Consider the following 25,028-nt stretch of genomic DNA (forward strand, 5'->3'; position numbering starts at 1 on the left):
CGTCTTGAAGGTTTGCCTAAAACTCTGGAGGGGCAGCGCGACAGGTTGTTTGATGCTAAATTTCAAGCATTATTCTCTTGGCCGTCGCCATATCGTCATGTCCACTCAAGCTGTCGGTTCCATTCCGGAAGACCCCGCGCAACGCCGCTTGCTCGAACTGTTCAACCTGCTCGCGCCGAATGCCGGCATGACGCGTTCGAGCCTCGAAGGCGTCAGCCTGCTGCGCGCGAATCGTCCGATGCCACGCATGCCGGTCATGTACGAGCCGAGCATCGTGATCGTCTGTCAGGGGCGCAAGCGCGGCTATCTCGGCGATCAGGTGTTCCAGTACGACGCGCAGCAGTACCTCGTGCTGTCGGTGCCGTTGCCGTTCGAATGCGAGACCGAGGCAAGCGAACAGGAACCGTTTCTCGGCATGTCGGTGCGCGTCGATCTGACGATGGTCGCCGAACTGCTGATGGCGCTCAACGAAACCCAGGGCCTCGCGCAATACGAACCGGCCGGCATGTATTCGACGCCGCTCGATGCCGCACTGAGCAGCGCGGTGCAGCGTCTGCTGGAGGCGCTCGCGTCGCCGCTCGACGCGCAAATCCTGGCGCCTGGCATCGTCCGGGAAATCTGTTATCGCGTGTTGACCGGCGAGCAGGGCGGCGCGATTCGCGCGGCGCTCACGCATCAGAATCACTTTGGCCGCATCGCGAAAGCGCTGCGGCGCATTCATGCGGACTACCACGCGTCGCTCGATGTCGATACGCTCGCGGCCGAGGCCGGCATGAGCCTCGCGGTGTTTCATGCGCAATTCAAGGCGGTCACCGCGACCTCGCCGATGCAGTACGTGAAGACCACGCGTCTGCATCACGCGCGTCTGTTGATGGTGCAGGATGGCTTGAATGCGGGCGCGGCCGCCGTGCGGGTCGGTTACGAAAGTGCGTCGCAGTTCAGCCGCGAGTTCAAGCGGCTGTTCGGCCTGAGTCCCATCGACGAGGTCAAGCGCATGCGCGTCGCTCACGATGCGCCGCCGCCGCGCGCGCACAAGCCGGTGCCGCGTTATGTGACCGCGGTCTAAAGCCCGCTGAACCAGTTGTAGCCCTGATCTTCCCAGTAGCCGCCCGGGTTCGTGTTGGTCACGAAGATCGCGGCGATGTGCTTCGGGTTCTTGAAGCCGAGCTTGGTCGGCACGCGCAGCTTCAGCGGATAGCCGTATCTGGCCGGCAGCGGCGCGTTGCGGAAATCGAGCGTCAATTGCGTTTGCGGATGCAGCGCGGTCGCCATGTCGAGGCTCGAGTAATAGCGGTCCGCGCATTTGAAACCGACGTAGCGCGCGCTCAGATCGGCACCGATCAGTTCGAGAAACGTGCGAAACGGCACGCCGCTCCATTGTCCGATCGCGCTCCATCCTTCGATGCAAACGTGACGCGTGATCTGCGAGACCTGCGGCAACCTGCGCAGCTGCTCGAGACTCCAGCGGCGTTTATCCGCGACGAGCCCCGATACTTCGAGCCGATAGGTCGAGCCGTCGATATCGGGCGCGTCGAACTCGGGATAGAACGCGTTGAACGGAAACGGATCGGTGATATCGCGCGTCGACCAGGTCGGCGCGAGTTTGTTGCGATTGAACAGCCACGCCTGCACGCGGTCGTTCCAGCGCGACATCGCCCATAGCACCTTGTCGACGGAATCGTTGTCCTGCAGGTTGCAGCCGGACAGCATCGCGAGCGCGCCGATCGATAGCGACGAGCGCAGAAACAAGCGGCGTTGCAACTGCTCGATTTGCGGCCGGTGCTCGGCAAGCACGATGCGTGAGCGGCGCGCGTCTTCTGTATTGGCACGCGTATCGTTCGCCGTGTCGGTTCGTTGCGGGGCGCTCATGCGCGAGTCCTCTGGGAGGCGTGATCGATGCGCTGCGCGCCGCGCCGGACGCGTCCGGTGAACATCGGCGGCAACGTGCGCGGCACCAGCAGCACCAGCAGCAGATGCACGACGACAAACCCGACCACGCCGGCCATCGCGACGAAATGCACGCGGCGCGCAAAATCGAAGCCGCCGAACAGCGCGGTTAGCCACGACAATTGCACCGGCTTCCAGATCGACAGTCCCGATGCGACCAGCAGCACGCCGAGCAGCACTACCAGCAGATACAACGCGCGCTGCACGGCGTTGTACCTGCCGGTTTCGTGCGGCAATCTGAGGCGCAACGCAAGCGCCGCATCGCGCGCCAGCTCGCGGGCACGCACCGGCAGCAGCTTGCGACGCAAATGGCCGCTCGCGACGCCATGCGCGAGATACAGCAGGCCGTTCGCACACAGCAGCCACATCGCCGCGAAGTGCCATGCGATCGAGCCGCCGAGCCATCCGCCGACCGTCGCCCACACGGGGAACCGGAACGGAAAGATCGGCGACGCGTTATAGATCGCCCAGCCGCTCATCACCATGCAGGCCATCGCGAACGCGTTGATCCAGTGCGTCACGCGAACGACGAGGGGATGAACGACCAGAAATGCTTGCGAGTCGGGCATTGGCTTCAAAGACGAGGGGGATGAAGACGAACGACGGGCCGCTTTACATCGGCGGCGTCACGCCATGCTCGCCGGCCGAAATGAAATTCGCCGCCATCGCGCCGTCCGCGTCCTTGTGCGCGAACAGCACGACCTTCGTGCCGGGCGCGAGCAACGCGCGGCTGCCCGGCTCCAGACTGACGATGGGCACGTCTTGCGGAATCACGATCCTCTTCTCGCCATCCTTGTACTTGACGGTGATCGTGCGGCCGTTGCTGACCACGAGCGAGCCGACCGTGCCGTTCGTCATCGTGCTGTTCGCGCCGAGATCCCACGGCCGATGACCTTCGCCCGAACCGCGCATGCTCGGCGGGAACACATGCACTTCGAGCGCCTTCAACGTGCCGTCGGGCTGCGGAATCGCGGCGGTGCCGACGTAGCGGTCCGGCTTGATGTCGCTGACGTTGGCGAGCGTGACGCCGCGAATCGGCGTGTCGGCGGCGAGCTTCACGTCGAGGTCCTGACCGTCGCGCGTGTGGACTTTGAGCAGATCGCCCGACAGCGACGTCACCGTGCCGCGCACGCCGGTCGGCGCGGCGGTCTGGGCCGAAGCCGGGAACGTCGTCGCGAACAGCGCGGCGGCGAGCGCGGGAACGGCGAGGGCACGCAGCGTTCGTGCGCGGGCGATCTTCATGCGGGTCTTCATGAGGCAACTCCAGGAAGGGATGCAGCGTGGTGGACGGTGGGTTCAGACTAGCCGTCGCATCGGCTCGTCAGAGTGACGGGAGGATGACAAAAACGTCATCAAGGGTCGAGGGCGGCCACGTAGAATGGCCGCCGGGAGCGCTGCGGTTCTTCTCGAGCGCTGTCATCAGGCTTTTTTGCGCGTGCGAGCGCGGCTTTTACGGTCGCATCGCGCGAGAGGAGCAGCGAGCATCATGAGCATTCTGGTCATCGAAGACGATCCGAAAACCGGCGACTATCTGAAGAAGGGCCTGCGCGAGAATGGCTACGCGGTCGACCTCGCGCGCACCGGCACGGACGGCCTGCATCTGGCGCTCGAGCATGAATACGAACTGATCGTTCTCGACGTGATGCTGCCCGGCATCGACGGTTGGGAAATCATGCGGGCGTTGCGTGCGCGGCGCGATCTGCGGGTGATTTTCCTGACCGCGCGCGATCAGGTCAGCGACCGCATTCGCGGTCTCGAACTCGGCGCCGACGACTATCTGGTCAAACCGTTTTCGTTTACCGAGCTGGTGCTGCGCGTTCGCACGCTGTTGCGTCGTGGCGTAATCCGCGAGAGCGACGTGTTCGAAGTCGCCGACCTCAAGCTCGATGTGTTGCGCCGCCGGGTCACGCGCGAGGGCGTCGACATTGCGCTGACCAACAAGGAGTTCATGCTGCTGCATCTGCTGGTGCGCCGCGAGGGCGAAGCGCTGTCACGCTCGCAGATCGCGTCGGAAGTGTGGGACATGAACTTCGATAGCGACACCAACGTGGTCGACGTGGCGATCAAGCGCTTGCGCGCAAAGGTCGATCACCCGTTCGGGAAGAAGCTGATTCACACGGTACGCAGCATCGGCTACACGTTTGGCGACGGCGCATGAAACTCTGGAGCGAACGCTCGCTGATCGCGCGCACCACGTTGCTGTTCGCGCTGATCGCCTGCGCGGTGATCGGCTCGCTCGGCGCGTATTTCTATCATTCCGCCGAAGTCTCGCTGCAACGCCGCGCCGACGTCGTGCTGAGCGGCCGTGTCGAGCATTTCAGCCGCATCGCGCACGACCTTTATTCGGTTAGCGAATTAAAAAAGCGCCCGCTGCTGTTCGAGACGATGCTCGGCGCGGAAGAGGACGTATTGATCTTCCGGCGGCCGGGAGAAGCACCGTTCGTCGACGTGAATCCGGGCAGGCTCGCGGTGCCTGAGCTACCGGCCGGCCCGGCGGGCAATCCCCCGCGTGCCGCCGACGTGCGTCAGACGCGCCTGCCCGACGGCGTGCCGGTGCATTGGGCGATTGCGACCGCGACAGCACGCGAGGATGGCGCCGAAGTCGAGGTGATCGCAGGCCATCCGATGACGCACGAAATGCGCATGCTGGCCGAATACCGCAACCGCATCGTGCTGGCGACGCTGACCGGCATGCTGGCCGCGACGCTGCTCGCTTACTGCGTGCTGCGCCGCGCGCTGCGACCGGTTCGCGAGATCGCCACGCGGGCCGCGCAAATCAGTCCGACGAACCTGGCGGTGCGGCTCGACGACGAAGCGGCGCCGGTGGAACTGCGTCAACTCACACACGCGTTCAACGCGATGCTCGATCGTCTCGCCGACGGCTATCAACGCCTGCAGCAGTTTTCCGCCGATCTCGCGCACGAGATTCGCACGCCGGTCGGCGCGCTGGTCGGTCAAACCCAGGTGGCGCTCGCCCAGCCGCGCGAAGCCGACGAATATCAGCAACTGCTCGAATCGAATCTCGAGGAGTTGAATCGCCTGAGCCATATCGCGGAGAACATCCTGTTTCTCGCGCATGCGGATCATGCGGCGTTGTCGATTGAGCGGCAGCCGGTCGATCTGCATGGCGAGCTCATCAGGATCGCCGACTATTTCGAAGGCCTGGCCGACGAACGCGGGATGCGTTTCGAAGTCGACGCGGCGGGTGTCGCGTCTGCCAATCCGATGCTGTGCCGCCGCGCCATCAACAATCTGGTCGTCAACGCCGTGCGTTACGGCGCGGGCGACACGATCGTGCGCCTGCGCGGCGCGCAGGACGAAGCAGGCGCGCTGGTGACGGTCGAAAACGAGGGCGAGCCGATTCCCGCCGTGCAACTCGACCGGCTGTTCGACCGCTTCTATCGCGGCGACGCGGCGCGCAGCGCGTTCACCGAATCGAACGGACTCGGGCTCGCGATCGTGAAGGCGATCATGCACCTGCATGGCGGCAGTGCGCGCGTGGTGTGTCCGCTGCCAGGCGTCGTGCGCTTCGAGCTGCGCTTTCCGGGTGCGTGACTTGCTAGCGGGGTAGGTCCGGCGCCGCCTCAGCCGGCGCCGCCTCAGCCGACGCCGCCTATACTTTTCAAAGCGCTTTGAAAGGACCGTTCGCTGCCGAACTCACCAGGAGTCGCATCATGGTCAAGCTCGCTTTGTATGTCCGTCTGGAAGCCAAGCCCGGTAAGGAAAAGGAAGTCGAGGCGTTTCTGCTCGGCGCCCTGCCGCTCGTCGAGCAGGAGCCGGCCACCGCCGCGTGGTTCGGTCTGAAGCTCGGTCCGTCGACATACGCCATTTTCGACGCGTTCGACGACGAAGCCGGCCGCGACGCGCATCTGACCGGCAAGGTCGCGGCCGCGTTGATGGAGAAGGCGGGCGAGCTGTTCGCGTCGCCACCGAGCATCGTCAAGGTGGATGTGCTGGCGGCCAGGCTGCCGGGCTGAGGTTGAGCGTTGCGTTGGCGTGGTGAACGCCTGACGCCGGCGAGCGTTACTTCGCCGCCGCGTCCGCCCCCGGCTGCGCCCCGTAGTGCGCGCGCTTTTCCTCGTACATCAGCAGGTCGGCGCGCTGCACGCCCGCTTCCAGCCGATCGCCGCGCTGGCAGGTTGCCGCGCCCATCGAGAAGCTCAGCGGCGAGCCCGCATAGAACTGGTTGTTCATCTCGACGAGCTGGCGGATCGCGTCGATCATCGCCGCGCCGCCGCGCTCGTCGGTATCGGGCATCAGGATCGCGAACTCGTCGCCGCCGATGCGCGCCGCGTGGAACGGCGATTCCATCGCCTTCGCGAGCACTTCGCCGGCACGCCGCAGCAGCGCGTCGCCGGCCGCGTGACCGAGCTGATCGTTCACGCGCTTCAGGCCGTTCAGGTCGGCCATGATGATCGTCACGGGCCACGGTCCCTTGCGTTCGAGCCGGTTCAGCTCGTCGACGTAGAACGAGCGGTTGCGCAGCTTGGTCAAGACGTCGTGCTTGCCGAGGAATTCGAGGTAGGCCTCGGCCTTCTTGCGCGCGGTGATGTCGGTCAGCGCGACGAGTACGAGGTCCCAGTCCTGTTCGTGGCCTGGCAGCACCGAGAATTGCAGGTGTACGTGCACCTCGTTGCCGTCGAGTGAATAGTTGAGCACCTCGCGCTGCTGGAACAGCTTGTTGTCCCACAGTTCGATCAACTGCTCGCGGAAATGCGGACGCATGTCGTCGCGGAACACGTCGGCGAGGCGCGCGAGCAGCGTTTTCTTGTCCTTCGCGCCGAACATCCCGAGCGTGTGATGGTTGACGTCGAGCACATGGATTTCAGCCATGCAGCGTTCGACGAACTCGGGATGGACGTCGGTAAACACGCGGAAATCGTTGATGCCGGCCGCGCGCGCGCCGTCGAGCAGGCGTTTGACGGCGCTGAAATCCTCGACCCACAGCGATACCGGCGAATGCTCGAAGAGCCCGCGCGCGTATTCCTCCGCTTGCGCGACGCGGCGCCGCGCGCCTTCGAGCTCGGTGATGTCTTCGGTCGACACCAGCACGCGGTCCCAGCGTTCCTCGTGACCGGGCAGCACCGCGCCTTTCAGCAGTACGTCGAGGCGCCGTCCACCGAGCGTGTAGTTGACCGTGTGGCTCGTGAAGTTCGACTGTCCGGCCCATAGCTGGCACAGCTCTTCGAGGTGCGTTTTCAGCATGTCGTCGCGGAACACCGAGGCGAGATTGCTCGTCAGCGTGTCGAAATCGGCGGCCTCGAATTGCGTGAGCGTCTGGCGATTGACCTTGATTACGCGGATGCGATGAGCGCATTCGGTGACGCGGCGCGGGTCTTCGGCGAAATGGGCGCGCAGATCGGTCACGCCGGCGGCTCGCCACGCGTCGAACAATGCGCGCACGCCGCTGAAATCTTCGAGCCACAGCGACACGGGCGCGAGGTCGAACATCCCGGAGTCGTCGTTGATGGGCGCGGAGCCGCTCGTGAGGGTATCCAGCATGAGTTTCTCGGAGGCGGAAGTGCGGCTATTTTAGACAGGTTGGCGCCGGCCGAAAATGAAAGACGATTGGCCTGTCGTTTTTGCGCAGATGTGATGAGAAGCGCAGGCAGCGACCGAGGTCCGCTATTTCTGATCGTCGCGCGCCGCGCGCGTGCCGATGTACTCGTACTCCTCGGTATTGAGCCGCGAAATGCGCAGTTCGACCGCCCTGCGGTGATACGAGTACGCGATGCGCCGGATCTCGAGCAGCGGCGCGCCGACTTCGACGCCTAGTTGTGTGCTTTCGAGCTCATTGGCGAGAGCAACGCTCACATGCTCATCGGTCTCGACCACGTTGATGCCGAAACCGTCCTGATAGAAGTTGTACAGCGTGTTCGGCCGGTTGCGCAGCTTGCTTTCCGTCAAGCCGGGAAACAGCGCTTCGGGCACGGTGATATGTTCGATCAGCACGGTCTTGCCGTGCAGCGCGAGCCCGTTGACGAACTGCAGAATGCGCGCGCCGGTGTCGATGCCGAGCGCGGCGGCCGCCTCGCGCGAGGCACGCGCCTTCCTGAACCCGATCAGCGTGACGACCGGGTAGGCCTTGTCGCCGTCGCGCCGCACGATGCGAAAGAAGCGGAAGAAGTGCCGGTCGCGCTGATGCATCGCCACGAACGTGCCGAGCCCTTGATGACGGATCAGAATGTTCTCGGCGCACAGTTCGTCGATGGCTTTGCGCAGCGTGCCGATCGACACGCCGAAGCGTTCTGCGAGGCGCTTTTCCGAAGGAATGCATTCGCCGCCCTTCCATTCGCCGGCCGCGAGCGCCGCGAGAATCGCGCTTTTGACCTCCTTGTACCGTGTGCCTCCCACTGCGGGCGCATTGATCGCGAGCGTGCTCATGAAAACCTCTGGGATACGCGAGTCGGGCCGCTCGCCGGGGTTGAACCTGCCCTGATTCTAAACGACCAGGTCATCTAATACATCTGGATGAATCGTATGTTGTCGGTGAATCGCGACAACGGCCCGGTTCTCGCCCAGTCGTCTAACACATATATATGACCTAGTTGACATTGGGTAAGTCGCCGCCTAATATCGATTCACCGCGGCGCACCTGGCTGCGCCGCCCCGGCGGCACCCTCACCGCATTCAAACTACGAATGGAGACGCTCATGAGCAATCCCACGGCAGACATCAACGACACCGCAGCGGGCGCGTCGGCGCCGCGCAGAACGATCCATATCGTGCTGCACGAGGCGAAAGACACGGTCGGCGTGGCGGTGGTCGAGGGCATCAAGGCGGGCACGCTGCTCAACGCATGGATCATGGACGACGACGAAATCGTCACCGTGCCGGCGAAGCAGGACATTCCGATCGGTCACAAGGTCGCGCTGAAGGACATGGCCGTTGGCGACACGGTGTTCAAGTACGGTGTCGACATCGGCAAGGTGGTCGCGCCGATCAAGGCCGGCGAGCACGCCCACGTGCACAACATCAAGACGAAGCGCTGGTAGGCACAGCAGCGCCGCGCTCGACGGCATGATGCTGCCGTTCGGCGGCGCGAAAGGCGCGATGCTGGCGCTGGTGGTCGAACTGCTGGCCGCCGCGCTGAGCGGCGCGAACTTCGGCTACGAAGCGGGCTCGTTCCTGACCGAGGAGGGCGAGCGCTCGCGCATCGGCCATCTGTTCTGGGCGATCGACCCGGGCGCGCTGGCTGGCGACGACGCGTATCTGTCGCGTGTCGAGGCGCTGATCGAGATGATGCTGATGGATGACGACGTGCGCCTGCCCGGTTATCGCCGGGAGCAGCTTGCGCAGGCGGCATACGAGGAGGGCGTCGACATTCCGGATGCGCTGATCGCGCAACTGGAGGGCCGCGCTTAAACGAGCGTCCCAGCGCACCCAACCGATCTCACCCGACTGGACACGCCGTCGAAAAAAGCGCATAGCTGAAAGCGAAACCGAAACTATCGGTGCGCCAGATAGTTTTGCTCGCAAATCGCGATTTCCCTTGTGAGGCAGGTGCGAATACGATGGCCGGTATCGTATGAGCAGCGCGTATGACGCGCGCTTCGGCCCACCAGAAGCAACGACGGAGATGGCCATGGAGCACCACGCCCGCACGCAGAACGAACGGCTCGATGTCAAGACCACCACCTGCTACATGTGCGCGTGCCGCTGCGGCATCCGCGTGCATCTGCGCGACGGCGAGGTGCGCTATATCGACGGCAATCCGGAGCATCCGCTCAATCAGGGCGTCATCTGCGCGAAGGGTGCCTCCGGCATCATGAAGCAGTACTCGCCCGCGCGCCTTACGCAGCCTTTGATGCGCAAGGCCGGCGCGCAGCGCGGCAGCGCGCAGTTCGAGCCGGTCTCGTGGGACACCGCGTTCGACGTGCTCGAAAAGCGTCTCGCCGCGATTCGCTCGACCGATCCGAAGAAGTTCGCGCTGTTCACGGGCCGCGACCAGATGCAGGCGCTGACCGGCCTGTTCGCCAAACAGTTCGGTACGCCGAACTATGCGGCGCACGGCGGCTTTTGCTCGTCGAACATGGCGGCCGGCATGATCTATACGATCGGCGGTTCGTTCTGGGAATTCGGCGGACCGGATCTCGACAGCGCGAAGCTGTTCTTCATGATCGGCACCGCGGAAGATCATCATTCGAATCCGCTGAAGATCGCGATCTCGAAGTTCAAGCGCGCGGGCGGCCGCTTCATCGCGATCAATCCGATTCGCACCGGCTATGCGGCGATCGCGGACGAATGGGTGCCGATCAAGCCCGGCACCGACGGCGCGCTGTTCATGGCGTTCCTGCACGAGTTGATCGCCGCCGACGCGTGGGATCACGAGTTCGTGCAGCGCTACACGAACGCGGCGGAGCTGATCGATCTCGACGAAGCGAGCGAAAACTTCGGTTTGTTCGTGCGCGATCCCGAACGGGCCGAAGGCAATCCGCTGTTTCCGCAGAACCATCTGTGGTGGGACCCGGCCACCCAGCGCGCGGTGCCGCATCATGCGAGCGGCGTGACGCCGGCCCTCGATGGCCGTTACACGCTCGACAACGGCAAGCCGGTCACGCCATCGTTCGCATTGCTGCGCGAGCGCGTCGCCGAGTGCACGCCCGAATGGGCGGCGCAGGTCACTGGGATCTCCGCCGATACGATCAGGCGGCTGGCCGGCGAGATGATCGAGACGGGCCGCCGCCACCGCATCACGCTGCCGATCCGCTGGACCGACGCGTGGGGCGAAACACACGAGACGGTCACGGGCAACCCGGTCGCTTTTCACGCGATGCGTGGGCTCGCCGCGCATTCGAACGGCTTTCAGTCGATCCGCGCGCTCGCCGTGCTGATGTCGCTGCTGGGCACGATCGACCGCCCCGGCGGCTTTCGTCACAAGTCGCCGTTTCCGCGCGCGGTGCCGCCATCGGCGAAACCACCGAACAGCCCCGCCGCGGTGAAGCCCAATACACCGCTTGCGACGGGCCCGCTAGGCTGGCCCGCCGCGCCCGAGGATCTGTTCATCGACGAACACGGCGGTCCGGTGCGCATCGACCGGGCGTTCTCGTGGGAATATCCGCTCGCGGTGCACGGCGTCATGCACAGCGTGATCACCAACGCGTGGCGCGGCGATCCGTATCCCATCGACACGCTGATGATTTTCATGGCCAACATGGCGTGGAATTCGTCGATGAACACGATGAAGGTGCGCGAGATGCTCGCCGACAAACACGCGAACGGCGACTACAAGATTCCGTTTCTCGTCGTGTGCGACGCGTTCCAGTCCGAGATGACCGCGTTCGCCGATCTGATCCTGCCGGACACGACTTACCTCGAACGTTACGACGCGATGTCGATGCTCGACCGGCCGATCTCCGAGTTCGACGGTCCCGTCGATTCGGTGCGTGTACCGGTCGTGCCGCCGACCGGCGAATGCAAGCCGTTCCAGGAAGTGCTGATCGAACTGGCGTCGCGCCTGAGGTTTCCGGCGTTCACCAATGCGGATGGCGGCCGGCGCTTTCGCGACTATCCGGACTTCATCGTCAATCACACGACGTCACCCGGTTCCGGCGTCGGCTTTCTGATCGGCTGGCGCGGCAAGGATGGCGACAAGGCGCTCGTCGGCGAGCCGAATCCGAATCAATGGGAGCAGTACGCGAAGAACAACTGCGTATTCCATTACCGCTTGCCCGAGACCTTGCAGTACATGCGCAACTGCAACGGACCGTATCTCGACTGGGCGGTCAAAAACGGTTTCCGAAAATTCAGCGAACCGATTCTGATCCAGCTTTACTCGGACGTGATGCAGAAGTTCAGGCTCGCCGCGCAAGGACGCACGAGCGGCCGGCAGCCGCCCGACCATCTGCGCGCGCGCGTCGACAGGTACTTCGATCCGCTGCCGTTCTGGTACGCACCGCTCGAAAGCGCGGCGACGGACCTCGCGCGATTCCCGCTCGCCGCGGTCACCCAGCGGCCGATGGCGATGTATCACTCGTGGGATTCGCAGAACGCGTGGCTGCGGCAGATTCATGGGGAAAACTACCTTTATGTGAATCCGGAAACGGCGAGCGGGAACGGCATCGCCGACGGCAGCTGGATCTACGTCGAATCGCAATGGGGCCGGGTGCGCTGTATGGCGCGCTACAGCGAGACCGTCGAACCGGGCACCGTATGGACGTGGAACGCGATCGGCAAAGCGGCGGGCGCATGGAATCTCGGTCCCGACGCGAACGAGTCGCAGCGCGGCTTCCTGCTCAATCACCTGATCACCGACGAGCTGCCGGGCCGCGACGACGCACCCGCGCGCATGTCGAACTCCGACCCGGTGACGGGCCAGGCCGCCTGGTACGACGTGCGCGTGCGCATCTATCCGGCCGAAGCCGACGCGCGGCACACGCTGCCGCAGTTCGAGGCGATGCCCGAATTGCCCGGCGCGGTTGCGCAGAAGAGTGTCGTGTCGCGCATCGTCCAGACCTATTTCGCGGGACGCGGAGAATTCGCGGCTCGCCTGCGCGGGACGTTGCGCCGCGCCGAACATAACGGCGACGATAGTTGAAGCCACGGCAAGGAGCTTGCAATGACCCAGATGGCGCTGGTAATCGATCTGAACGTATGCGTGGGATGCCAGGCGTGCGTGACGAGCTGCAAGGAGTGGAACACGTCAGGCGAATCGGGCAGCCTCGCCGATTTCAATCCGTACGACGCGGACCCGTCCGGCACGTTCTTCAACCGCGTGCAGAGTTTCGAAGCGGGCAGCTTCCCGGACACGGAGATGATCCATTTCCCGAAGTCGTGCCTGCATTGCGAGGACCCGCCGTGCGTGCCGGTGTGTCCCACGGGCGCGAGCTACAAGCGCAAGGAAGACGGTCTCGTGCTGGTCGATTTCGATCGCTGCATCGGTTGCAAGTATTGCGCGTGGGCGTGCCCGTACGGCGCGCGCGAACTCGACGAAGCGCGCAAGGAGATGACCAAGTGCACGCTGTGCGTCGATCGCATTCATGACGAGCATCTGTCCGAGCGCGATCGCAAGCCGGCCTGCGTGCTCGCATGTCCGACATCCGCGCGGCTGTTCGGCGATATACACGATCCGGAGTCGGAGGTGTCGCAAGCGATCCGCGAGCGCGGCGGCTATCAGTTGATGCCGGAGTGGGGCACGCGTCCAGCGAATCACTATTTGCCGCGCGTGCCGATCGCGTCCGCGAGTTGCGGCGGCGACGGGTGCTCGTGCAAATCGTCAGGAACGACCACCGGCGATGCCATGCACACGTCGGGCTCGCCCGACTCACAGCTCGAGGGGCAGCTCGCGCATGGCGAAATGCATCTCGCGTCGATCGCGACGCGCATTTGAACGACAACGAGGCCACACGATGAATCCGGCTTTTTCCGTAGTCTTCCTGACCACGCTGAGCGGCGCGGCGCAGGGGCTGTTGATCGCGCTCGTCGGCGTCGAGAGTGCGGCGTGCCTGGGCGTCGTTGCGCAACCCGCCGCGACCACCGCGTTCTACGTGAGCGGCGCGGCGCTGGCGGTGCTGCTGGGCGGTCTTGGTCTGATCGCGTCGTTCTTCCATCTGGGCCATCCGGAACGCGCGTGGCGCGCGATCGCGATGTGGCGCACCTCGTGGCTGTCGCGCGAATGTCTGTGCCTGCCGGCGTTTCTGGCGTGCGCGTGCCTGTATGGCGTCGCGCACTGGCTCGGCTCGCCGTGGTCGCTCGCGCTCGGCTGGCTCGGCGTGCTCGCGAGCGCCGCGCTGTTCGTCTGCACCGCGATGATCTATGCGTGCCTGCGCTTTCTGCAGGAGTGGGCGACGCCGCTGACGCTGGTGAACTTCGTGCTGCTCGGCTGCGCATCGGGCTTGACGCTCGCGACCGCACTGAGCGCATGGTTCGCGCCCGCGCTGACGGCGGGACTGGCGATCTGCGCGTGCCTGCTGACGCTCGCCGGATGCGCGAGCCGCTACGCGTCGCTCATGCGCAATGCGCGCTTGCGGCCGAAATCGACGGTGCAGAGCGCGACGGGCATTCGCAATCCGAAGCTCGTGCAGGTGTCACGAGGCTTCACCGCCGGTGCGTTCAATTTGCGCGAGTTCTTTCACGGCAAATCGGCGCGGACGTTGCGTGGCGTCAAATGGGGCTTTCTCGCGGGTGCGTTCGTCGTGCCGGTCGTGTTGATCGTGCTGGGCGCGGGGCTGCGTTCGCCTGGCGGCTCGTTCGGCTTGCTGGCCGCGGCTTGTCTCGTGCAGTATGCGGGGCTCGTGGCGGAGCGCTGGTTTTTCTTTGCGGAGGCGAAGCATCCGCAGAATCTTTACTACGCGAGGGTGGGGTGAGGCATCGCCTTCAATGAGCGCGTTCGGCCTAGGGTGTCAGCGCGCTCGTCGCCTCATACTACCCGCACGCCCCCACTTCCCCACACGCGGTGCAAAAATCGCAGCCGTCCTTGCGAATCACCGCATTCGCGCCGCACGAACCGCATTTGCGTCCGAGCATCGTGTGCAGACCTTGCGTGCCGTTCGGCTGCAGCAAGGTGTCGGCGCTATCCGCTGGATTCGGACGGATGCCGAAATCGGCGGACAGCGCCATGTCGGTTTTCATGTGCCCGCGCGGCAAACGCGCGAGCATCCGCGACGCGACCTGATTGCCCTCGGCGTCGAGAAAGCCGCGTCGATACAGGATTTGCTGGATCGCGAACGCGAGCGCCGCCACTTCGGAATCGTGCCAGCGCGGCGCGCGATGACCGTCGAGACGCTGCACGTCGCCAAGCCGCACCTGTCCGCGATCCCATGACACCTTGCGCATATCCTGCAGATTGCGCGCAACGAAGCCGCCGCGCGCGGCCAGCGACAGCGAACGCATCGTCGCGGTGATCCACTGCTGCGACTCGTCGCGCTGACCGGTCGGAATGAAGAACTCGATCGGCCGCTCGATCGTGACGTCCTCGCCGCCGAGCCGCCCCGTCACCTCGATGAAGGACGCCGCGACATACAGCGACTTCTTGCCCGCCTGGGTCAGATACTCGACCTTCTCGATGATCGCCGGCAACTCGCCTCTGGGCCGATGATCGATCGCGATACGCAGCGGGTCCTGGTCCATCTCGGCGAGCGTGTCGTCGGCCTGCGCGGGCGTCACGCTCAACACCGCGCCGAGCGTGTCGTTCGGGCGATAGGTGGCAAGGCCCTTCAGCCCGCTTTTCCATGCATCGAAGTAGAGGTTTTCGAACGCGTCGAACGGATAGTCGGCTGGCACGTTGACGGTCTTCGAGATCGACGTGTCGACGTACGGCTGGACGGCCGCCATCATGTCGAGATGATCGCGCGCCGACATCTGCAGCGCGCTGACGAAATAGTCGGGTAGCCGGCTCACGTCGCCGCCGAGCTCGCGATAGAGCCGGTACGCGTAGTCCTCGACGTCGAACGATTCGCGGCCGCCGTCGGCCATCACTTTCATGCGCGTATAAGTCCACGAGAACGCCGGCTCGATGCCGTTCGACGCGTTGTCGGCGAACGCGAGGCTCACGGTGCCGGTCGGCGCGATCGACAGCAGGTGGCTGTTGCGAATGCCGTCGCGGCGGATCGCCTGCTGAATGTCATCGGGCAGGCGCGACGCGAACGTGCCGGCTTCCAGATAGCGCGCGGCGTCGAACAGCTCGAACGCGCCGCGCTCCTTCGCGAGCTCGACCGACGCGCGATACGCCTCGTCACGCATCAGCCGCGCGATGCGCACCGCGAAATCGCGGCCTTCCTGCGAGTTGTAGCGCAGGCCCATCATCACGAGCGTATCGCCGAGGCCGGTGAAGCCGACGCCGATGCGCCGCTTCGCGCGCGACTCGTCGTATTGCTGCGGCAGCGGCCACAGCGTGACATCGAGCACGTCGTCGAGAAAACGCACCTGCGTGCGGGTGCGCCGCGCGAGGCCGTCCCAGTCGAACGAGGGCTGGCGGGCCTGCAACTGCGCAAACGGATCGACGACGAAGCGCGTCAGATTGAGCGGACCCAGGTTGCAGCAGCCGTACGCGGGCAGCGGCTGCTCGCCGCACGGATTGGTCGCGCGGATCGTTTCGACGGCGCGCAGATTGTTGTCCTCGTTCATCCGCGAGATGAACACGATGCCGGGCTCGGCGACGTCGTACGTCGAGCGCATGATGCGGTCCCAGATCGCGCGCGCCCGGTGTTCGCTGTAGACCCACCGGCCGTCTTCGCGCTGTCGCACGTCGCCGGCCGCGCGCAGCGCCGGCGACGGCTCGGCGCGATGGACCAGTTGCCACGGCTCGTCGTTTTCGACCGCGCGCATGAACTCGTCGGTGACGCCGACCGACACGTTGAAGTTGTTCCAGCGTCCCTTCGAATGCTTGGCCTCGATGAATTCGAGCAGGTCGGGGTGGTCGCAGTCGAGCACCGCCATCTGCGCGCCGCGCCGCGAGCCCGCGCTTTCGACGGTACGGCACGACGCGTCGAACACGTCCATGTAGCTGCACGGACCCGAGGCGGCCGAACTCGTGGTGTGAACGCGCGCGCCCTTCGGCCTGATCGCGGAGAAGTTGTAGCCGACGCCGCCGCCGCGCCGCATCGTTTCGGCCGCCTGCAGCAGGGCCACGTAGATGCCGGGCAAGCCCTGTTCATCGACACCCTGGATCGAATCGCCAACCGGCTGCACGAAGCAGTTGATCAGCGTCGCGGCGATGCCGCTGCCCGCCGCGCTCATGATGCGGCCCGCGCCGAGCGCGCCGTGGCGCATGTTGTCGACGAACTGTTCCTCGACCGACGCGCGCAACTCGGGCGGCTCGGCCTCGACGACGCCGCGCGCGACGCGGCGATATACATCGTCGGCCGATTGCTCGTCGCCTTTCGCATACTTTTCGAGCAGCACGTCGAGAGAGAACTGCTGCGGCGGGATCAGCAAAGCGGGAGGAGCGGAGGAGGCGGGAGGCGTGGAAGCGGCGTTGGCCGCGCGGGTTTGCGGCGTGTCTTCTGCCATGATCGGCCCTCAAACGGCGTCGCGGCGGGCGCGGCGCGGTGGTGGAAGGCGCGCCGCCGGCGCCGGATAGCGAGGCCGGCGGTCGGGCGGGCGCAACGAGTCCACCTTAACGCACGAGGCGCCGGGCGGCAACCGGCAGCGGGGCGGGCGCGGCGCCGCATTTTGCGATTCCGCGGCCGCTGGGCGCGCGGTCGCTAAGGGCACGTGGACAGTAGGGAGATCGACCCGGGAACAACGGGTTGAAACCCGCGCTTCGTTCGCGGGACTCGGGAACGTTCCGTGCGTCAGGCCGCTTCAAGCAGCGGTTCGAGGATTTCCGCGCAGATCATCGCGGACGCATTCGACGGCGCCGGGCGCTCGGCCGGCTTGAACACCGGGTCACCGCGACGGATCTTGCGGCGCGACACCGCGCAGGTGCCGGAAGAATGCGCCGAGCGACGGCGCCAGCGCTGCTCACCGTAGTGGCAGCGGCCCGGCTCGACCCAGCGGATCACCAGCGTCGTGTCGGAGCTCTCGAGAATTTCGATGCGTACGCCATTGCTACCGTCGAGGGGGATGGACTCCAGGGTCATCATCGGCTCCGTGTTGTGGAGTGCCGAATTTAGTCCCACGCGCGCCGGATAGCTATTGTGTCACCGTTGAAACACCGTTCCGGAATTAGCAATAAACAGACTTGACATTTGCGATTCGCCGAAAAGACAGGCGTTGCAGGCGGGTTTTTATGTGATCTTTTAATAGTGCCCATTTTTGCAACGCTGTGTTGCCTGTGGCGCGACGAGGAGGCGGCCCGGAAAGGAGCGGCAACGCTTCCTTTAAGATGTCGAATGTCGGGCCGCGAACTGAGCCGTCAGTGTAGCGGGTTTGAATTTTTCAGGTCGGCTCGCGCGCGCACCGTTCAAAAACAAAGAGTTCACATGATTCCACGCCCTCCCGCAGTCCCTCCCAACTCTCCCGAAGCGTCGTCAGTCGCCGCCGAGCGCCTGAAAAAGCAGAAGGCGGCATCGGTCGTGCTCTATATCGGGCTCGCGCTGCTCGCATTGTGGGTGGTGCGCGATTTCATCGTGGTGGTGGCGTGGGCCGGGGTCGTCGCGATTGCGCTGTGGCCGCTGCTGCACAAGGTGGCGGGCAGCCACTGGTTCAAGGGGCGCGCGACCTTGCTCGCGACGGTCTTCACGCTGGTGATCGCCGTGCTCGTGCTGCTGCCGGTCGGGCTCGGCATCGCCCAGGCGCTGCACGAGGCGCACGAACTGAACGACTGGTTCCGCAGCGTGCAGGAGAACGGCATCGCGCTGCCGGACTTCATCAACCGTCTGCCGTTCGGCGCGCAGCAGATCACTTCGTGGTGGCAGGCCAATCTTGCTCAGCCGCTGCGCGACTCGGCCGCGATGAAAGGCTTGCACAGCAATACGGTGATGACGCTCGGCCGGCATTTCGGCGCGCGCGCCGCGCATGCGGCAATGGTGTTCGCGTTCATGCTGGTCACGCTGTTCGTGATTTTTCAGGCGGGGCCGCGGCTGTCCGGCTCGCTGCTGAAGGCCGCGCGACGCGGTTTCGGCGATAGCGGCGCGGACCTCGTCGCGCATATGGGTACCGCGGTGCGCGGCACCGTGTCGGGGTTGATCGTGGTCGGCGTCGGCGAAGGCCTGTTGCTTGGCGTCGCCTACTTCGTGACCGGGATGCCGCATGCGGCGCTGCTCGGCTTCGTCACGGCGATCGCCGCGATGCTGCCGTTCTGCGCGCCGATCGTGTTCGGTCTTGCGGCACTGTGGCTGCTCATGCAGGGCTCGATGGTCGCGGCGGCCGGGCTGCTGGTATTCGGCGCGGTCGTCGTGTTCGTCGCCGAGCACTTCGTGCGTCCGGTGCTGATCGGCAGCTCGACGCGCCTGCCGTTTCTGCTCGTGCTGTTCGGCATTCTCGGCGGCGCGGAGACGTTCGGGCTGCTGGGGATTTTCATCGGCCCCGCGTTGATGACGGTGTTGATGGTGCTGTGGACCGATCTCGTGGAGTAGCGCGGGTGTCGAGGGACTCGGGGCTGGGCGGCCGTGCGCCTCGCGTGCCGCGCCGGCTCAAGGGCGCTGATTCGACGGATGCTCCTGCGCCGGCGGCTTCACGCAGCCGAGCGTGTATTTGAGCGCGGCGGGCAACAGCGCGCTCCACACGTCCCACGTGTGGCCGCCGTCGATGATGCGCAACGCCGCCGGATTGCCCGCTAGCCGCAGATGCGTGTACAGCAGCGACGCGTCGGCCTGGATGTCGAGGTCGTCGTCGCCGGATGCGATGAACATCGGCAGGCGATACGCCTGGCTCATGTAGCGGTCCCACTGCGCCGGATAGTTGAGCTCGTGCCACACGCGCGGATCGAACTGGCGCTCGCCGAACACGCCGACCCGCCGCGCCGCCGACGCTCGCGGCGGCTCGTTCGCGTAGATCGCCGGGCTGAGCAGCAGCGCGCCGCAAAACATCTCGGGCCGCGTCAGCGCGTAGCGCAGCGCGCCGAAGCCGCCCATCGACACGCCGCCGATCATCCGGCCTCCGCGCTGCGTCGCGACCGCGTAGTGCGTTTCGATCTCCGGCAGCAGATCGTCGAAGAACGCGCTCTCCATCTTTTCCTTGCGGTCGACGTACCAGTCCGTGCCGCCTTGCGGCATCACGATGACGACCGGGGCAATCTCCTTGTGCTCGATCAGCGCGTCCGCGGCGTTCTGCAAATGACCTTGCGTGAGCCAGTCGTTGGCGTCGCCGTTATTGCCGTGCAGCAGGTAGAGCACCGGCAGGCGCGGACCGTCCGCGCGATAGCCGCCTGGGAGGTAGATCGTGTAGTTCCAGTCGCGGCCGAGCGCATCGGAACGGAAGCTGCGGCTCGCGACCGTGCTCGCGAACGCGGGCGCGCCGACGGCGAAAGCAAGCAGTGCGAGGACGAAACTGAGGAATCGACGCATGTCAGTAGGGAAGGACGGCGGGCGCGGGACTCGCGCGCGGCCGTCATGCTATCAGCATTGGCGCGAGATTTGAGATGGAAAGCGGCGCAGAGAAGGACGGCGCTTTATGCGCGCAAAGTTCTTCGGGCGCCAGGGGTACGTCAAGTGCACCGAGAATCGCGACACGTCAGGGACACGCTCGAAGGGCGTTCGAAACGTTGCCGAAAAGTTCTTCAGCCCGACGTCCGCAGCCGCCCGTCCACGAGCCGCCCGACGAACCGCTTCAGCGGCTCCACGCCCAAGGCGACGGCACACAGCGCGCCGACCGCGGCGGCATCGGCGAGCAGTCCGAGCGGATAGTTCAGGTAACCATCGGTCGCCGCGTAGAGCACCGAGTCGATCACCAGCGAAATCACCGCGCCGGCAATGAAGCACAGCAAGCCCTGACGCCCGATCGCGCCGACCCACGGCAGCCGCCGCGCGACCTTCTTCGCCCAGCCGAGCTCGACCAGATTGGCGACGAGCCACGCGATCGCGAGGAAGTTCCCCGCGCGCAGGTAGGACAGGTTCTGCTTGAGGCTCGCGGCAAGTGGCGCGTGCAGCAGAACGAGCTTGTAGTACGCGGCGCCCACGACCACCGCGAGCGCCAGCACGCTGACGAGCCACCCGGATCGATGCGCGCTGGTGCGCTGATACACCGGCTGGCAGCGCGCGAGCACGCCGAGCACGAACATCAGTTGCCACGCGAACGGGTTGAAGTCCCAGTGCATGTCGGGCGCGGCGGGAAGGTACTTGCTGACCGCCGGTGCGCCGGCCCACAGCGCGACGCTGCCGGCGACCAGCAGCCAAGGCTTGCTGCGCGCGAGCGGCAGGATCGCGGGCACCAGCAGCGCGAAGAACGCGTACATCGGCAGCACGGACGCGAGGTACGGCTGGCGGCGTAGCAGCACGATGTCGCGCAGCGCGGCAAGCGGCGTGTCGATCAGGTCGTCGAGATCGGTCGTGGCGAGATTCGGCCCGTCGATGCTGAATGCGGTTAGCACCGCGCTGACCAGCAGCATCAGCCCGGCGGTGACGAGAAACGCGCGATAGATCTCGAACGAGCGGCGCAGGAAGCGGCCGCGCGCGATCGTCTCATTGCGCCGCTCGGCGAGCGTCGCATAGGCGGTAGCGGTCGCGAAGCCGCCGAGGAACACGAATACTTCCGCGGCATCGCACAGCGCGTACGCATGCAGCGTCACGCGCGACAGAATGCTGCCGCCGATGTGATCGACGACGATGATCAGCAGAACCAGTCCGCGGAAAAAGTCGAGCTCGATCAGGCGGGAAGATGACTTGGCCATTGTTTGCGTCAAAAGCAGCCCCGTGCGACGGCGCGCTGATCCAGCGCGGCGGGCGTCTCACAAGGCTTTTTAATATGGGATTGGGTGCTGCGGCGGTGAGGTGATCCGTGCTGGCGTCGCCTGTGGCCCATCTCGCCACGCTCGACCGGTATCGCAAGGCGGCCGTGTCAGCGGGCTGTGAAGATGACCTTCGCTGTGACGCCGAGTTCCGTTGCATCGCAGCAAAGCGCAGGATTATATTTCTTTTCATGACAATGACGCAGCGGGACCGGCAGCAGCGGCTGCTGTTTACCTGAAGCGACGTTACGAAAAAAGAGGCAGCAACACGCAGTGGAGAATTAGCAACATTCTCGATGCTTGGCGCATCCACTCATGGACGGCCGGACGATGTCGTGTGACGATTTCCGGAAAAGCGTAGCCATTGGAGCAGTCTTCAGAACTGCTGGAAAGTGACGAGAACAAAGAGCAAAGAGAACAAAGCGGCCGGATCGAGTTGTCCTATCACTCGAGGTGCAGGGAGATCATCATGAACAAGCAAGTGTTCGCGCTGGCTGTCTCCGTTGCTGCGTCCGCCGTTCTTGCCGCGCCTGCCGCCGCGCAGACTAGCGTCACGCTGTACGGCGTGATCGACGAAGGCATCAACTACACGAACAATGTCGGCCACGGCCATGTTTATGAACTCGCCAGCGGCCTTGCGCAGGGAAGCCGCTGGGGCCTGAAGGGTTCAGAAGATCTCGGCGGCGGCCTGAAGGCGATCTTCCAGCTCGAGAATGGTTTCGATCTGAATTCCGGGCGGCTCGGGCAGGGCGGCCGCCTGTTCGGCCGGCAGGCTTTCGTCGGACTCAGTTCACAGGCGTACGGCACGCTGACGTTCGGCCGGCAATACGACTCGGTCGTCGATTATCTCGCGCAGACCACGGCCAACGGCAATTGGGGCGGCGAGCTGTTCTCGCATCCGTACGACAACGACAACACCGACAACACGTTCCGCCTCGACAACACCGTCAAGTACACGAGCGCGTCGATCTCGGGCTTCCAGTTCGGCGGCACCTACAGCTTCAGCAACGACACCAACTTCGCCAACAATCGCGCCTACAGCTTCGGCGGCCAGTACACGTACGGCGGGCTGCTGGTCGCGGCGGCCTATCTGCAGGCCGACAATCCGGGCAACGGCTCGAACGGGGCGATCACCGCGAACGACGCCGGCTTCGTCGCGACGCGCCTGCGCGTGTTCGGCGGCGGCATCACCTATACGTTCGGACCGGCGACGGCGGGCTTCGTCTATAGCAACTCGAACTACCTGGAGCCGACCGCAAACGGCTATCTCGGCGTCGAGCCGCTGGTGCCGCTCGTGCCTGTCACACCGCCGGGCGTGCTGCTGAATTCGCTCAAGTATCAGAACTTCGAGATCAACGGCAAATATCAGATTTCGCCGGTGCTGTTCGTCGGCGCGCAGTACGTGTACACGATGGAAAACTACGACGCATCGAACGGCGGCGTGAAGCCGCGCATCCATACGTTCGGCCTGATGGCCGACTACAACCTGTCCAAGCGCACCGACCTCTATCTGCAGGGCGCCTATCAACAGGTCACCGGCGATTCCACGCTGTCGATCCTCGATTACGCATTCATCCCCGGCACGCAGTCGCCGTCGTCGACGTCGAAGCAGGTCGTCGTACGCGCGGCGATCCGGCATAAGTTCTAGTTCGCTGTCCGTCAAACGCAGATCGGCCAGCCTTCGGATTCCGAAGGCTGGCTTTTTTTTGCGCCCTCCGACGCAACGCATGGCTATTCAAGTTCCTCTCGCGCCTGCCGATAAGTCGAACGTCAACAAGTCTGAACGCGCCGCGGCGAAGCGGTGATGTGTACGTCGTTGGCGTCCCAATATACGTGCGGTCGTAACGCGGAAATACGGCTCGTAACGTCTGTATCAGAGTGTGTGGGGCAGGGCGTTTTTATTAAACGACACTTTAGAATTCCGCGAGAAATTTCATCGGCAAGCAGGCAGGAAATGAGCGCCATACGAGGCGGCTTCGCCGTGCCGTCGGGAAGGCCGCGCGGTCGAAGATCGCGCACCCCGTCCGCGGCATCGGGCTATCCGGCTTGCGCATCCATACAGCAGGAGTCGAACAGGATGAGAAAGCGTTTCGACAGAACGTTATTGGCCAGTCTCGCCGGCGCGTGGGTCGCGCTGGCCGTCAGCGGTTGTGCGAACGTCGGGCAGCCGAATGCGCAGAACGGTGCGGCAACCAGCGCCAACGCGGCGTCCGGCGTGCCGGCGGCGAATGCGACGGGAGCGGCGTCTGGCGACCCGGCGGCAGCCGCGCCGCTGTCGATCGGCGCCAGCGATAACACGCCGCTGAAAAAGTCGCCGCCACTCGTGTATCGGGTCAGGCGCGGCGACACGCTCGCGCGGGTTGCGCAGCATCATCACATCAGCGTCAAGCAGTTGCAGGCATGGAACGGATTGAAGGCATCGGCGCGGCTGAAGCCGGGGCAGGTGCTGCACGTTGCGTCGCCGGAAACGGTGCGCGCCGCGACGGCGGCGGCGCAATCCGCGGCGCAGCGTGCGTCACAAGCGACAGCGCAAACGTCGGCGCAAGCTTCGACACAGTCGGCCGCGCCGGCTCCGGATCCCACCGAAGTCCGCGAAGTCACGCAGGAAACCCGCCGGCACGCGAGCAACGTGGCGCTCGCGTGGCCTGCCGCGGGCAGCGTCGTCGAAGCGTTCCAGCCCGGCGAAACACGCGGCATCGAAATCGGCGGCAAAGCGGGCGATCCGGTGCGAGCCGCCGCCGACGGCAAGGTGATGTACGCGGGCACCGGACTGAACAGCTACGGCAGTCTGATCATCGTCCAGCACAACAAGGATTTTCTGACCGCGTATTCGCACAACCGCAAGCTGATGGTCAAGATGGGCGACATCGTCCGCAAGGGACAGCAGATCGCGGAGATGGGCGACGAGAACAACTCGCGTGTGTCGGTGGGGTTCGAAGTGCGGCGGGACGGCAAGCCGGTCGATCCGCTGCCTTATCTGCCGCAGGGGCGCGGCTGAGCTTCGACGTTCCCGCAAAAGCTCACCTTGGATTTATTCAGCTAAACCAGGTAATTTGATCGACCGCGCATTCCGGCGGTCGACGAATCATTGCAAAAGTACCTTCATGTAAAAGCATTCCTCTCGATCTGCGCAATAGTATCGACAATCAACCATGCGGCCATGACCCGCAGCCGTTTATGAACGGTGAGGCGATGCAGGAGCCGGCAGGCAGCGCACGCGCCGCCGCCGTGCCTGGCGCGAATCGCCGTTACGTCGTTTGCACTCCGCGCAGCAGCCGCGATACCTCGCCGTGGTAGTGCAGGATCGCGGGATCGGCCTGCAAGAGCGGCAGATAACGCGGCAGAAAGTGATTGTGCGGTTGATCGGGCGCGAACAGGCCGACCACGGCCTCGGCGGTCGCGAGACGGTCGCCGGCCTCGGCTTCCGCGTCGTCGAGAACTTCGTCGACGCTCGCGATCACCGTCGACAGCGGCGTCAGCCAACGAAACCCCGAGCCGTTGATCAGCACCTGCAGGAATGCCGCCGGCGTTACCGGGCCGAACTCCTTTTCGTACGCGGCGCGTTCGTGATCGAGAATCGCCTTGTGCAGCGCAAGCAATGGTCGGCGAATGTCCGTGAGGAATTGAGTGCATTGCGGGTCGTTCATCGGCGGCTCCAGCAGCTGAGGTGATTCGACGGAATCGTGCGTCGCAACACCACAAAGTGCGATGCAGCGGGTCGCGCGATCACGCTAACGGATCGATCCGTCGATGGTAACGCATCGCTCCAGCCGACACATGCGATCCACCGCGCACAGCATGCGACGTGCCGCCT

General features: G+C 64.8%; 21 protein-coding genes and 1 pseudogene. 12 read left to right on the forward strand and 10 right to left on the reverse strand.

Annotated features, from left to right (window positions below; translation table 11 throughout):
* The first annotated feature begins 97 nt into the window (after nucleotides 1–97).
* Nucleotides 98–1,066 carry an AraC family transcriptional regulator gene (locus tag OKW45_RS05315; protein WP_429466409.1) on the forward strand — a complete coding sequence of 323 codons (969 nt, stop codon included), beginning with the start codon at nucleotides 98–100 and terminating at the stop codon, nucleotides 1,064–1,066.
* Here the strand turns inward: OKW45_RS05315 and OKW45_RS05320 are convergent.
* The 3 genes from OKW45_RS05320 to OKW45_RS05330 are packed head-to-tail and all read right to left on the reverse strand — an operon-like array spanning nucleotide 1,063 to nucleotide 3,201.
* Entirely contained in the window at nucleotides 1,063–1,869 is an 807-nt protein-coding gene (locus tag OKW45_RS05320; RefSeq protein WP_429466411.1) for a molybdopterin-dependent oxidoreductase, read from the reverse strand. The genes OKW45_RS05315 and OKW45_RS05320 overlap by 4 nt on opposite strands.
* Complete coding sequence (locus OKW45_RS05325; protein WP_429466413.1) at nucleotides 1,866–2,516, reverse strand: cytochrome b/b6 domain-containing protein; 651 nt, start codon at nucleotides 2,514–2,516, stop codon at nucleotides 1,866–1,868. The genes OKW45_RS05320 and OKW45_RS05325 overlap by 4 nt, the downstream gene beginning before the upstream one ends.
* Nucleotides 2,517–2,559: 43 nt before the next feature.
* Nucleotides 2,560–3,201 carry a hypothetical protein gene (locus OKW45_RS05330; protein WP_429466415.1) on the reverse strand — a complete coding sequence of 214 codons (642 nt, stop codon included), beginning with the start codon at nucleotides 3,199–3,201 and terminating at the stop codon, nucleotides 2,560–2,562.
* Nucleotides 3,202–3,433: 232 nt separating this feature from the next.
* On the opposite strand from OKW45_RS05330, the gene OKW45_RS05335 reads away from it, so the two are divergent.
* From OKW45_RS05335 to OKW45_RS05345, 3 genes are all read left to right on the forward strand, one after another.
* The gene (locus OKW45_RS05335) at nucleotides 3,434–4,105 is read left to right on the forward strand and encodes a heavy metal response regulator transcription factor (protein WP_018420860.1); all 672 of its coding nucleotides are present in this window, start codon (nucleotides 3,434–3,436) and stop codon (nucleotides 4,103–4,105) included.
* Nucleotides 4,102–5,502 carry a heavy metal sensor histidine kinase gene (locus OKW45_RS05340; protein WP_429466416.1) on the forward strand — a complete coding sequence of 467 codons (1,401 nt, stop codon included), beginning with the start codon at nucleotides 4,102–4,104 and terminating at the stop codon, nucleotides 5,500–5,502. Before OKW45_RS05335 ends, OKW45_RS05340 begins: the two co-directional genes overlap by 4 nt.
* A 119-nt stretch (nucleotides 5,503–5,621) precedes the next feature.
* The gene (locus OKW45_RS05345) at nucleotides 5,622–5,924 is read left to right on the forward strand and encodes a putative quinol monooxygenase (RefSeq protein WP_018420862.1); all 303 of its coding nucleotides are present in this window, start codon (nucleotides 5,622–5,624) and stop codon (nucleotides 5,922–5,924) included.
* A 46-nt stretch (nucleotides 5,925–5,970) separates the two neighbouring features.
* On the opposite strand, the gene OKW45_RS05350 is transcribed toward OKW45_RS05345, so the two are convergent.
* Nucleotides 5,971–7,449, reverse strand: a complete 1,479-nt coding sequence (locus tag OKW45_RS05350) for a sensor domain-containing diguanylate cyclase (protein ID WP_429466418.1) — start codon at nucleotides 7,447–7,449, stop codon at nucleotides 5,971–5,973.
* Nucleotides 7,450–7,572: 123 nt separating this feature from the next.
* A complete protein-coding gene (locus OKW45_RS05355; RefSeq protein ID WP_429466420.1) occupies nucleotides 7,573–8,331 on the reverse strand; it encodes a GntR family transcriptional regulator in 759 nt (252 codons plus the stop codon).
* A gap of 269 nt (nucleotides 8,332–8,600) precedes the next feature.
* On the opposite strand from OKW45_RS05355, the gene OKW45_RS05360 reads away from it, so the two are divergent.
* The 5 genes and pseudogenes from OKW45_RS05360 (at nucleotide 8,601) to OKW45_RS05380 (ending at nucleotide 14,252) form a co-directional block, all read left to right on the forward strand.
* On the forward strand, nucleotides 8,601–8,942 hold the full coding sequence (locus tag OKW45_RS05360; protein ID WP_018420865.1) for a UxaA family hydrolase: 342 nt from the start codon (nucleotides 8,601–8,603) through the stop codon (nucleotides 8,940–8,942).
* Between the two features lie 10 nt (nucleotides 8,943–8,952).
* Nucleotides 8,953–9,312, forward strand: a pseudogene (locus OKW45_RS05365) (Ldh family oxidoreductase); the annotation flags it as partial.
* A 220-nt stretch (nucleotides 9,313–9,532) separates the two neighbouring features.
* The gene (locus tag OKW45_RS05370) at nucleotides 9,533–12,484 is read left to right on the forward strand and encodes a molybdopterin-dependent oxidoreductase (RefSeq protein WP_429466422.1); all 2,952 of its coding nucleotides are present in this window, start codon (nucleotides 9,533–9,535) and stop codon (nucleotides 12,482–12,484) included.
* A gap of 21 nt (nucleotides 12,485–12,505) precedes the next feature.
* Entirely contained in the window at nucleotides 12,506–13,276 is a 771-nt protein-coding gene (locus tag OKW45_RS05375) for a 4Fe-4S dicluster domain-containing protein (protein WP_429466424.1), read from the forward strand.
* A 19-nt stretch (nucleotides 13,277–13,295) separates the two neighbouring features.
* Nucleotides 13,296–14,252 carry a dimethyl sulfoxide reductase anchor subunit family protein gene (locus OKW45_RS05380; protein ID WP_429466426.1) on the forward strand — a complete coding sequence of 319 codons (957 nt, stop codon included), beginning with the start codon at nucleotides 13,296–13,298 and terminating at the stop codon, nucleotides 14,250–14,252.
* Between the two features lie 58 nt (nucleotides 14,253–14,310).
* On the opposite strand, the gene OKW45_RS05385 is transcribed toward OKW45_RS05380, so the two are convergent.
* Both OKW45_RS05385 and OKW45_RS05390 read right to left on the reverse strand, forming a co-directional pair.
* Nucleotides 14,311–16,896, reverse strand: a complete 2,586-nt coding sequence (locus OKW45_RS05385) for an adenosylcobalamin-dependent ribonucleoside-diphosphate reductase (RefSeq protein ID WP_429466428.1) — start codon at nucleotides 16,894–16,896, stop codon at nucleotides 14,311–14,313.
* A 284-nt stretch (nucleotides 16,897–17,180) separates the two neighbouring features.
* Complete coding sequence (locus tag OKW45_RS05390) at nucleotides 17,181–17,468, reverse strand: DUF3331 domain-containing protein (RefSeq protein WP_013091570.1); 288 nt, start codon at nucleotides 17,466–17,468, stop codon at nucleotides 17,181–17,183.
* A 342-nt stretch (nucleotides 17,469–17,810) separates the two neighbouring features.
* Here OKW45_RS05390 and OKW45_RS05395 point away from each other — a divergent pair, with 342 nt between their 5' ends.
* Nucleotides 17,811–18,905 (forward strand): AI-2E family transporter, encoded by a 1,095-nt coding sequence (locus tag OKW45_RS05395; protein WP_429466429.1) that lies wholly within the window; start codon nucleotides 17,811–17,813, stop codon nucleotides 18,903–18,905.
* Between the two features lie 57 nt (nucleotides 18,906–18,962).
* Here OKW45_RS05395 and OKW45_RS05400 read toward each other — a convergent pair whose 3' ends face one another.
* Nucleotides 18,963–19,835, reverse strand: coding sequence for an alpha/beta hydrolase (locus OKW45_RS05400; RefSeq protein WP_429466431.1), 873 nt, complete (start codon nucleotides 19,833–19,835; stop codon nucleotides 18,963–18,965).
* Between the two features lie 212 nt (nucleotides 19,836–20,047).
* Nucleotides 20,048–21,157, reverse strand: coding sequence for an OpgC domain-containing protein (locus OKW45_RS05405; protein ID WP_429466433.1), 1,110 nt, complete (start codon nucleotides 21,155–21,157; stop codon nucleotides 20,048–20,050).
* Between the two features lie 526 nt (nucleotides 21,158–21,683).
* Here OKW45_RS05405 and OKW45_RS05410 point away from each other — a divergent pair.
* Both OKW45_RS05410 and OKW45_RS05415 read left to right on the forward strand, forming a co-directional pair.
* On the forward strand, nucleotides 21,684–22,862 hold the full coding sequence (locus OKW45_RS05410; RefSeq protein ID WP_018420875.1) for a porin: 1,179 nt from the start codon (nucleotides 21,684–21,686) through the stop codon (nucleotides 22,860–22,862).
* Nucleotides 22,863–23,291: 429 nt separating this feature from the next.
* Nucleotides 23,292–24,212 (forward strand): peptidoglycan DD-metalloendopeptidase family protein, encoded by a 921-nt coding sequence (locus tag OKW45_RS05415; RefSeq protein ID WP_429466435.1) that lies wholly within the window; start codon nucleotides 23,292–23,294, stop codon nucleotides 24,210–24,212.
* A 250-nt stretch (nucleotides 24,213–24,462) separates the two neighbouring features.
* On the opposite strand, the gene OKW45_RS05420 is transcribed toward OKW45_RS05415, so the two are convergent.
* A complete protein-coding gene (locus OKW45_RS05420) occupies nucleotides 24,463–24,861 on the reverse strand; it encodes a hypothetical protein (RefSeq protein ID WP_018420877.1) in 399 nt (132 codons plus the stop codon).
* Nucleotides 24,862–25,028: the final 167 nt, after the last annotated feature.

The sequence above is a fragment of the Paraburkholderia lebeckiae genome (assembly GCF_050436225.1).
Lineage (GTDB): Bacteria > Pseudomonadota > Gammaproteobacteria > Burkholderiales > Burkholderiaceae > Paraburkholderia > Paraburkholderia tuberum.